The sequence below is a fragment of the Allomesorhizobium camelthorni genome (assembly GCF_011045125.1).
Classification (GTDB): Bacteria; Pseudomonadota; Alphaproteobacteria; order Rhizobiales; family Rhizobiaceae; genus Allomesorhizobium; species Allomesorhizobium camelthorni.
In genome coordinates this window covers 1-1441 of sequence record NZ_JAAKZF010000241.1, presented here as the reverse complement: position 1 = coordinate 1441, position 1441 = coordinate 1, and the positions used below count along the sequence as shown (strand labels likewise).

The following is a 1441-nucleotide window of genomic DNA, read 5'->3' as shown; positions in this document are numbered from 1 at the left end:
GAGCCTGTCCAGATAGCTCCGGCATAGGGCTGTTGGCTGAACGATAGTGGGTTCATGCCGCTCGGGCGAGCTTAGTGAGGTTGTGGGCGGTGCAGATCAGCGCCCATTCGGCCCTCACTTTCTCGATGCCGCGCAGCAGGAACTGCCTGAACCCTCTTGCCTGTTTGATCTGTCCGAACACCGGCTCGACGACTTGCTTTCTGAGCCTGTATCGGGTTCGTCGTCCCGCTCGCTTCAGCTTGTCCCGCATCGCCTGGACGAGCGGTCCGGTAATTTTGGGTCTGCCTTCGGCAGGGTGCTTGGCGCGTCCGGTAGCGAGGTAAGCGCCGACCTCGCGCTCGGCCAAGGCGGCAAGATTTGCCTCGCTGCAGTAACCGGCATCGGCTGAGGCTTCCTTTGGCTTGCGGCCGAGATTGTCCTTGATCTCGTCGATGAGCGGCACGAGTTGGTCCTGGTCGCTCATGCTGTGCGTCAGGCTCTGGGCCACGATGATCTGGGCCTGTGCATCGACAGCGGCCTGCGCATTGTAGCCCTGGATGTAACCGTCCTTGGTCTTCAAGATGCGGCTTTCCGGATCGGTGAAGTTGCGCTGCGCCTTGCCCTCGGGCTCCGTCTTCGGTGGCGCCGGCGTCTTGCCGTTCTTCTTGCGGCCCTCTGCCTTGCGCTGCTCCTCCGCCTTTTCCCGGCGGCGCATCTCTTGTTCGGCGGCGGCCTTGGCTTCCGCCTCCAGTTCGGCCTTGGCCTGGCGAATCTTCTCCAGTCGCTTCTGCTTGTCGGCCACCCAATCGGGCATCTCATCGCCGCGCTGCTTGCCGTAGAGCTTGTCCTCCTCCCGATCGGCCGCCTCCGCGGCTTTAAGCCAGCGGTCGACCTCGGCCGCAAGCTCCGCTTCCCGCTTCTTCATGCGCTCGTAGCTCATCGCCTTGTGCTTGGACGCGTTGGCCTTGATCTTGGTGCCGTCGAGCGCCACGTGCCCGAGCTTCACCAAGCCCGCCTTCTCGGCAAGCTGCAAGACCTGCACGAACAGCGCAGCCAGCGCCTTCAGATGCCGTCTGCGGAACTCCGAGATGGTGCGGAAGTCCGGCGCATCGCCCGCCACGATCATCATGAAGTCCGCTCGCTCAGAAGCCGCCCTGGCGATCCGCCGCGACGAGTAAATGCCGCTCGCGTAGCCATGCAGAAGCAGCGCCGTCATCATGCGCGGATCGAACGGTGGTTGGCCCAGCACGCTCCTGTAGCTGCCGGCAATCGCGGAAAGATCAAGCTCTTCCCGCACCAGCGCCACGATCAGCCGCGACAGGTGATCCCTTGGCACGTAATCCTGCACGCTCGGCGGCAGAAGCTGCGTCTCATCGATCTTCCAGGGGCGAAAGTCCTTGCTCATAACCCAGCAAGGAATCAGACTCGTCGCCGCTTGACCAGTGACTACTCAGACACGCTC

General features: G+C 63.1%; 1 protein-coding gene. It reads right to left on the bottom strand.

Going from position 1 to position 1441, the window contains the following annotated elements:
• Positions 1–52: 52 nt before the first annotated feature.
• A complete protein-coding gene (locus G6N73_RS35595; RefSeq protein WP_165034529.1) occupies positions 53–1384 on the bottom strand; it encodes an IS1182 family transposase in 1332 nt (443 codons plus the stop codon).
• Positions 1385–1441 lie beyond the last annotated feature (57 nt).

Bases quoted from the DNA above. Each gene is read 5' to 3' on its own strand.
- G6N73_RS35595 (WP_165034529.1), bottom strand. From the start codon at position 1,384: ATGAGCAAGGACTTTCGCCCCTGGAAGATCGATGAGACGCAGCTTCTG.